Genomic DNA, 8,611 nt, shown 5'->3' with positions numbered 1-8,611 from the left:
GCCGGTTGCTCAACCCGCGCCACAAGGCGTAACAAAAACGGTCGAGGCTCTAATCGCAGCTGGATGACAGTTCAGTGGCAGGTCATCGGTGCTGATCGTCGGCGAGACGTTCCAACTCTACCAGGCAATGGCGCTGGTCCTGGTGCTGGGCGGCATCGGACTTGCCGAATACAGCGGGCGCAAGGCAGCAAAATAATCAAAAGGCTTTTGGCAGGCCAGCATCCTTCAAAATGTCGTTGGCGAGATGTCGGGACTTCAAAAACGTAACCAATGTCACGCGTTGTTGGGTCTCAGGATTGTACCAAACCTCATGGTCGCCCTTGCCTTGCCGCAACAATCTCCAACCCGCCTCTGTGAGCAATTTCTTTAGTGGCTTGGCAAAATTCTGCATTCTCGCCCACTGACCTCAAAAAATCTTGAGCGCATTCTAAGCGGATTTCAGAGGTGTAGACTTATTGCGGAGATTATTCCGCTGCGAGTGGGTTTGACGCGGTTGAAATGTCGTGAACCACAAGTTCAACGTCGAGTTCCACGGCATCCTCTAAGTCGAGCAAATCCGGTAGTACCGCCAATATCCGCTGACGCAAATCGTCGAGAGATTCGCTTTCGGTCGCCAGTCCGGTCTTGCCTCGCGAAATCGCGTACCAGACCGACGCCTCGTTGTCCCAACGGACATCAACAACCAGTTTCATCTTCGTGTCTCCGCAGCCAGATAATACATCAAGGCATCAAAAACGAAAGGCGCGGACTGGACCGCGCCTTTCGATCCTTCACAGCAAGTCCTGGGTTACATCGCGTTGACGTCGAACTGCAGCCGCTTGGCCGAATCGATCGACTTGTGCGCTTTGATCTTTTCCAGCACGGCCTCCGGGAACGGCGCGTCGAGATAGAGCAGCGCGATCGCATCGCCGCCCGGCCGGTTGCGGCCAAGCTGGAAGTTGGCGATGTTGACGCCGTTCTCGCCGCAGACGGTGCCGAGCAGGCCGATGATGCCCGGCGCGTCGGCATTGGTCGTGTAGAGCATGTGCTGGCCGACCTCTGCATCGAGATTGATGCCCTTGATCTGGATGAAGCGCGGTTTGCCATCCGAGAAGCAGGTGCCGGCGATTGAGCGCGTCATATGCTCGGTCTTCACCGTCAGCTTGATGTAGCCATCGAACACGCCCGACTTGTCGCGCTTGACCTCGGCAACGATGATGCCGCGTTCTTTCACCATGATCGGCGCCGACACCATGTTGACGTCGGAGACCTGCGGCCGAATCAGCCCGGCAAGGGTGGCACTGATCAGCGCGCGTGTGTTCATCGACGCGGTCGAGCCGTCGAACAGGATCTCGACCTCCTTGATCGGATCTTCGGTGACCTGGCCGACAAAGGCGCCGAGCACTTCGGCGAGCTTGACGAAGGGCTTCAGCCGCGGTGCTTCCTCGGCGGTGATCGACGGCATGTTGATGGCATTGGAAACGGCGCCCTTGATCAGGTAGTCCGCCATTTGCTCGGCCACATGCAGCGCGACATTCTCTTGCGCTTCCGCCGTCGAGGCGCCGAGATGCGGCGTCGCTACGACATTCTCCATGCCGAACAGCTCATTGTTCTCGGCCGGTTCGACCTCGAACACGTCAATGCCAGCGCCCGCCACCTTGCCGCTCTTCAGCGCCGCGATGAGGTCAGCCTCGACGATCAGCCCGCCCCGCGCGCAGTTGATGATGCGCACGCCGGTCTTCATCTTGGCGATCGCGGCCGCGTCGATGATGTTGCGCGTCTTGTCGGTCAGCGGCGTGTGCAGCGTGATGAAATCGGCGCGCGCGAAAAGCTCGTCAAGCTCGACCTTCTCGACACCGAGCTCCTCGGCACGGCTGTCCGACAGGAACGGGTCGAAGGCGATGACATGCATCTTCAGCCCGACGCCGCGCGTGGCGACGATCGAGCCGATGTTGCCGCAGCCGATGACGCCCAGCGTCTTGCCGGTGATCTCGACGCCCATGAAGCGGTTCTTTTCCCATTTGCCGGCATGGGTAGAAGCGTTGGCTTCCGGGATCTGGCGGGCAAGCGCGAAGATCATCGCCACCGCATGTTCGGCCGTCGTGATCGAATTGCCGAATGGCGTGTTCATCACGATGATGCCCTTGCGGCTCGCCGCCGGGATGTCGACATTGTCAACGCCGATGCCGGCGCGGCCGACGACTTTGAGTTTTGTGGCGGCGTTGATCAGCTTTTCCGTGACCTTGGTCGCCGAGCGGATGGCGAGGCCATCATACTGGCCGATCACTTCGAGCAGCTTTTCCTTGTCCTTGCCGAGATCGGGCAGATAGTCGACCTCGATGCCGCGATCCCTGAAGATCTGCACGGCGGTGATGGAAAGTTTATCCGAGACGAGAACGCGGGGCGCCATGGCGGCCTCCTTGAAATGGATTGTTGGGAGATGGGTGGCCCGAAGGCCGCCACGGAAAATCTCAGGCCGCCGCTTTCAGCGACGCCTTCTGCGCGGCGAAGGCCCAGTCGAGCCAGGGCAGCAACGCTTCCAGATCCGACGTCTCGACCGTCGCGCCGCACCAGATGCGCAGGCCGGGCGGTGCGTCGCGATAGGCGCCGATGTCATAGGCGACACCTTCCTTGTCGAGCACCGACACCAGTCCCTTGGCGAAAGCCGCTTGCCCATCGGCATCGAGCGCGGACACATCCGGATCGGTGAAGGAAAGACACACGGACGTGTTCGACCGCGTCGCCGGCTCGACGGCGAGATGACCGAGCCATGAGGACTTGGCGACAAAGCGATCGAGGACGGCCGCATTGGCATCCGCCCTGGCGATCAGCGCATCGAGGCCGCCGATCGACTTCGCCCAGTTGAGCGCATCGAGATAGTCCTCCACGCACAGCATCGAGGGCGTGTTGATGGTCTCGCCTTTGAAGATGCCTTCGATCAGCTTGCCGCCGGAGGTCAGTCGAAAGATTTTCGGCAGCGGCCATGAAGGCTTGTAGGTCTCCAGCCGCTCGACGGCGCGGGGCGACAGGATGAGCATGCCGTGCGCGCCCTCGCCGCCCAGCACCTTCTGCCAGGAGAAGGTGACGACATCGAGTTTTTCGAAATCGAGCCTCTGCGCGAAGGCGGCCGAAGTCGCATCGCAGATGGTCAGGCCCTTGCGATCAGCAGGAATGAAATCGCCGTCCGGCACGCGCACGCCGGATGTGGTGCCATTCCAGGTGAAGACCACATCGCGGTCGAAGTCGATCTTGGTGAGGTCCGGCAGTTCGCCGTAGCCGGCTTCGATCTTGCGCACGTCGGCGAGCTTCAATTGCTTGACCACGTCGGTGACCCAGCCGGAGCCAAAGCTCTCCCAGGCGACCATGTCGACGCCGCGCTCGCCGAGAAGCGACCAAAGTGCCATCTCGACCGCGCCGGTGTCCGACGCCGGCACGATGCCGATGCGGTAGTCGGCAGGGACCTGGAGAATTTCCCGCGTCAGCGCGATCGCCTGTTCGAGCTTGGCCTTGCCGATCTTGGCGCGGTGGGAACGGCCGAGCGCAGCATTTGTCAGCGCCTCGACCGACCAGCCGGGGCGTTTTGCACAGGGACCTGAGGAAAAATTGGGATTTGCCGGACGGAGTCCGGGCTTCGTATGCGTCGTCATCGTGGTCTATCCTTCCAGATAGTGGCCCCTCGTTGGGGAGGGGTGGCCCACGGACGGCGATATGCGTTCAGACTTCGGGCGTCAAGAGGAAAGTTTTTGTCGCGGTCAGGATACCGGCAATCTGTGATCAGGATGTCGTGACTTCAAACGCAAACGGCGGACCCGAAGATCCGCCGTCCTGATCCTTGTGCTCGCGGCGCCTACCAGAGATCGTAGCGCAGCCCGAGCTTGACCTGATGGTTGCTGATCCCCTTGTGGACAGGAAAGGAGGTCAGGCTTTCGGCCGTCACGTATTCGGCGTCGGGCGCGGAGAAATACTGATAGCCCAGATCGACTGAGACATTCTTCGACACCTGATAGGCAAGGCCCGCATTCAGCGTATAGGCTAGGGAGTACTGGGTCTTGCTGTCATTCAGTACGAAATCATCGCTGGGATCGCTGTTGTCGGTGAAGTAGCTCGCTGAGAGGCTGCGCTTGCTGCGGACGACACCGATACCGGCGCCGAGATAAGGCGTGATCCCGACATAGGTGCCAAGGTCGACATAGCCATTGAGCATGCCCGAGAAGGCGTAGTTCTTCAGGGACGATGATGCCACGGTCGCCGTGTCCGGCGCTATCACGATCGCCGAATCGTCATAGCCGACGCCGATCTTGTTGCCTGGCAGATAGCCCAGATTGAGGTCGGCGCGCAGATAATCGTTGAAATGGTAGCCGAAGCCGACGCTGGCAAAGATGGGGTCTTCCTTGTCGCTGAAGCTTGCCGGCGTAAAGGCGAAATTGTCGTTCTTGAAGCTCTTCTGCGCCAGGTACGAGACATCGCCGCGCAGGTACCAGCCGGAACCGACCTCGACCGGCACATAGTCGGGCGCCTGGTCGACATAGATCGGCGGATCGTAGTCGGCGGCGTGCACCGGCGTCAGCGGCAAGAGGGCTAAGGCGCCAAGCGCCAGCGCCACACGCGAAATGATTTTCATGGTCCCCGACTCCCGAATTTGGCGCCGCCAGCATAGCAACGGCAGCCATCGTTTCAGGGAGCATTGTTAACCATAGTGGTTAAGTGCCGGTTAAGGCTAACAGAGGGTTAGCGAATTCATTTCCGAGGAGCTTTCATTACATGGGGTCCAAACGAAAACCGCCCGGCTGATGCCGGGCGGTTCGCGAGAATTTCAGGTAATGCTGGTGTTACTTGGTGTAGATCGGCTCGGGTTCGGGCTGGTAGGCCACGACCGGCGCGGCGCAACCGTTGTTGCCGCCGAACTGGTAACGCAAGCCACCGCGCACCTCGTGTGTGTTGATGCCGCGGTCGAAGCCGGGACCGGCGCTGCTCACATCCCATTCGAACATGCGGCCGCCCTGGATATGGCTGAAGCGGTAACCGGCATCGAGGATGATCTTGTCGGTCAGGCAGTAGGACGCGCCGGCCATCAGAGCATAGGCGAAGCGCCAGTTGGACGCTCCCGGGTTGGTCTCGGTGGTGTTCGGGTCGTAGACAGTATCCCACTTGACGCGCGCACCGCCGATGCCGGCGCCGACATAAGGCGTGATGCCATGATAGGTGCCGAGATCGGCATAGGCATTGGCAAGCAGCAGCAGGGCGCTCATCTTCGACACTTCGGTCGATGTTCCGTTGATATCCGAGGTGCCGCCGTTGAAGTTCGACTTGAACCAGTAGTCGGCGGTCAGATCGGTACGGAAGTAATCGTTAACCTTGTAGCCGACGCCGGCACCGAGCGAGAAGCCGCCTTTGAGCTTGCCGAAATCGAAACTTCTGGTGCCGGGCGTGACCGTACAATTACAGGGATCGACGGTGTAGGTCATATAGTCGATGCCGCGCACAGTCGACTTGTGATAGTCGATGTCGCCGCGGATATACCAGCCGCCGACTTCGACCGGCTGCTCGTAGACGGCCGGAGGCGGAGCCTCTTCGACCACCGGTTCCGCCAGGTCGGCTGCGAACAGCGGTCCTGCCAGGCCTGCGAACAGTAAGGCGAGCAGGACCTTTCTTGCTGTATTGAACATGCTTGTCACCCCTGAGAAGTTCGGAACGGCCATCGTGTCCGAATGCAATTGGCTTTCAGTCGTGGATAATGAATTGCAAAGGTTAAAAGGCGTTTAACCCTGTTGCTTAACCACGAATCTCGAAACTTCGAGGAATCGGGGCTCGGTTTTCGGGAGACCCCGAAGCGACCTCCGGGCCAACGAAAAAGCCCGCCGGAAGGGCGGGCTTTGAGCTGGTGGAGTGCTGCGGCGCAACGCCCTTGCGGGCGCTAGGCGACGCCCTTGCGGGCGCGCTGGGATTAGGCGGCGCTGCGCGTTTCCGAGATGACTTCAACAATACCATTGACGACGGACTCGACCAGTTGCGGATCGTCGCCCTCGGCCATGACGCGGATCAGCGGCTCCGTGCCGGACGGTCGGATAACCAGCCGGCCGGCCTTGCCGAGGCGGTTACGGGCATCCTCGATGGCTGCCTTGACGGGTGCTTCCTCGAGCGGCTTGCCGCCGGAAATATGGACGTTCTTCAGGAGTTGCGGCACGGGTTCGAACTTCTTCGACAGTTCGCTGACCGGCCGCCCCTGCCGCTTGATGCAGGCCAGCACCTGCAGCGCCGAAACGAGGCCATCGCCGGTGGTCGAAAAGTCAGACAGCACGATATGGCCGGATTGTTCGCCGCCGACATTCAGCCCATGTGCGCGCATATGCTCGACGACATACCGGTCGCCGACCTTGGTGCGATGCAATTGCAGCTTCATGTCGCCGAGGAAGCGCTCGAGGCCGAGATTGGACATGACCGTCGAAACGACGCCGCCGCCGGCAAGCCGCCCGCTCTGGTGCCAGGATTCGGCGATCAGCGCCATGATCTGGTCGCCATCGACGATCGCCCCGTTTTCATCGACAATGACGACGCGGTCGGCATCGCCGTCGAGCGCGATGCCGATGTCGGCGCGCACTTCGTGCACCTTCTTCTGCAGACCGGCGGGATGGGTCGAGCCGCATTCCTTGTTGATGTTGAAGCCGTTGGGCTCGACATTGATGGCGACGACTTCGGCGCCCAGTTCCCACAGCGCTTCGGGCGCCACCTTGTAGGCCGCTCCATTGGCGCAATCGACGACGATCCTCAAGCCGGAGAGCGACATCGAGCGCGGCAAGGTGCGCTTGGCGAATTCGATGTAGCGGTCATGCACGCCGTCAACGCGCTTGGCGCGGCCAAGCCCGTCGGAATCGGCGAGCGCCAGTTCGATATCCTTGTCTAGCATGCTCTCGATGCGCTCCTCGATCTCGTCGGAGAGCTTGTAGCCGTCGGGTCCGAACAGCTTGATGCCGTTGTCGTAGTAGGGATTGTGCGAGGCCGAGATCATGACGCCGATATCGGCGCGTAGCGAACGCACCAGCATGGCGACCGCCGGAGTTGGGATCGGGCCGAGCAGGAATACGTCCATGCCCGCGGCACAAAGACCGGCGACCATGGCATTCTCGATCATATAGCCGGAAAGCCTGGTGTCCTTGCCGAGCACGACACGATGACGGTGACTGCCGCGCTGGAAGGAGAGGCCGGCGGCCATGCCGACCCGCATCGCGATTTCCGCGGTCATCGGAAACTTGTTGGCGCGCCCGCGAATGCCATCCGTGCCGAAATAATTGCCTGCCATGCTAGCCCGTTTCCTCAACGTTTCTTCCCCGGCACGTCATGCCACAATTGGCCAGGGCGCTATGATCACATTGTGTGATTATATGTTACCAATCCTTAGAAAATCATTGTTGTGCACTGCACACAACATGACTGCAACCCAACAGGCTGAGACTGCGATGCTGCAATATACCAGTCATGCGAGCCTTTCAGCGCAGATGCACCTGGAAAATCTTGCTCTGAAGCCGGCAACGGGCAACGATTTCATCACCTTATCGGGAGAAGCCGGCTTTCGGCGATATATACGCCACTTAGCATCTGGCGCAACCGACCGTTGAGCGTTAATGATTCGCAGGGACGTATCATGGGCTGCTGCAACGGAGAAACGCTATGCTCATCCACCGACTTGCCACTTTGACCGGCCTCGCCGTCGCGACCTTGTTCCTGGCTGCGCCAGCCAACGCGCTGACGATGGCCGAGTGCAGCACGAAGTACAACGCCGCCAAGGATGCGGGGACACTCGCCGGGGCGACCTGGAACCAGTTCCGCAAGGCCCAGTGCGGCACCGACGCAGCGGCGACGACCGACGCCAAGCCAGCCGACACCAAGAAAGCAGCCGACACCAAGAAGGCTACCGATACGAAGCCGGCCAAGGCAGCCGCTGCGGCCGACGACAGCACGGCCAAGGGCCTGACGGCGAAGGAATGCAGCACCAAGTACCAGGCGGCGAAGGCTGCCGGCACGCTGAACGGCATGAAGTGGAACGACTTCCGCAAGTCCGAATGCGCCGCCGGTGCATCCGCCGCTGCCGCCGCCAAGCCGGCAACCACCAAGGCTGCCGCGGCTCCCGCCGACAGTGGCGGCAAAGGTCTGAGCATGGCCGAATGCAGCACCAAGTACCAAGCCGCCAAGACGGCCAACACGCTGAAAGGCATGAAGTGGAACGACTTCCGCAAGACCGAATGCGGTGCCGGCGCGTCGGATGACGACACCGTGCCGGCCGCCGATGAGGCGAGCTACACCAAGGAGCCTGCAAAGCCGACGACGGTTGCGCCCAAGGGCGTCACGTTCCCGTCTGCGATCTCGCCGAAATATTCCAGCGAGACCCCCGGCAAGGGCCGCATGCATACCTGCCTCGACCAGTACTATGCCCTTAAGGACGCCAACGCGCTTGGTGGCCTCAAGTGGATCCAGAAGGGCGGCGGCTTCTATAGCTTGTGCAACACCAAGCTGAAGAGCTGAGCGACAACGACATCTAAAAGAAGGACAGGCCCCCGGACCCCCATGTTCGCGGGCCGTTTTTTTTCTGGGCGGCGCTCCGGGCAGGCTGGTTGGAGGCAAACGCCCGCGGCCAAAA

8 protein-coding genes and 1 pseudogene are annotated in these 8,611 nt (G+C 60.9%); 2 read left to right on the top strand and 7 right to left on the bottom strand.

Features of this window, described 5'->3' with window-relative positions; genetic code table 11:
* Positions 1-85 precede the first annotated feature (85 nt).
* Positions 86-196: pseudogene (locus NKI73_RS33165) on the top strand (EamA family transporter); the annotation flags it as partial.
* Here NKI73_RS33165 and NKI73_RS33160 read toward each other — a convergent pair.
* The 7 genes from NKI73_RS33160 to glmM form a co-directional block, all read right to left on the bottom strand.
* A complete protein-coding gene (locus NKI73_RS33160) occupies positions 197-391 on the bottom strand; it encodes a type II toxin-antitoxin system HicA family toxin (RefSeq protein WP_224700558.1) in 195 nt (64 codons plus the stop codon). It abuts the pseudogene before it with no gap.
* 73 nt (positions 392-464) lie between these two features.
* Positions 465-692 (bottom strand): DUF1902 domain-containing protein, encoded by a 228-nt coding sequence (locus tag NKI73_RS33155; protein WP_352636232.1) that lies wholly within the window; start codon positions 690-692, stop codon positions 465-467.
* 95 nt (positions 693-787) lie between these two features.
* The gene (gene serA / locus NKI73_RS33150; RefSeq protein WP_352636230.1) at positions 788-2,389 is read right to left on the bottom strand and encodes a phosphoglycerate dehydrogenase; all 1,602 of its coding nucleotides are present in this window, start codon (positions 2,387-2,389) and stop codon (positions 788-790) included.
* 61 nt (positions 2,390-2,450) lie between these two features.
* A complete protein-coding gene (locus NKI73_RS33145; protein WP_352636228.1) occupies positions 2,451-3,626 on the bottom strand; it encodes a phosphoserine transaminase in 1,176 nt (391 codons plus the stop codon).
* Between the two features lie 200 nt (positions 3,627-3,826).
* Entirely contained in the window at positions 3,827-4,600 is a 774-nt protein-coding gene (locus tag NKI73_RS33140) for an outer membrane protein (protein ID WP_352636226.1), read from the bottom strand.
* 208 nt (positions 4,601-4,808) lie between these two features.
* Entirely contained in the window at positions 4,809-5,645 is an 837-nt protein-coding gene (locus NKI73_RS33135) for an outer membrane protein (protein ID WP_352636224.1), read from the bottom strand.
* 278 nt (positions 5,646-5,923) lie between these two features.
* The gene (glmM, locus tag NKI73_RS33130) at positions 5,924-7,276 is read right to left on the bottom strand and encodes a phosphoglucosamine mutase (RefSeq protein WP_352636223.1); all 1,353 of its coding nucleotides are present in this window, start codon (positions 7,274-7,276) and stop codon (positions 5,924-5,926) included.
* Between the two features lie 368 nt (positions 7,277-7,644).
* Here glmM and NKI73_RS33125 point away from each other — a divergent pair, with 368 nt between their 5' ends.
* Entirely contained in the window at positions 7,645-8,496 is an 852-nt protein-coding gene (locus NKI73_RS33125; RefSeq protein WP_352636222.1) for a hypothetical protein, read from the top strand.
* The last annotated feature ends 115 nt before the right edge of the window (positions 8,497-8,611 follow it).

The organism is Mesorhizobium sp. M0496 (assembly GCF_040321205.1).
Classification (GTDB): domain Bacteria; phylum Pseudomonadota; class Alphaproteobacteria; order Rhizobiales; family Rhizobiaceae; genus Mesorhizobium.
Note: the sequence above shows the minus strand (reverse complement) of the source record. Positions and strands in the feature narration are given on the sequence as shown.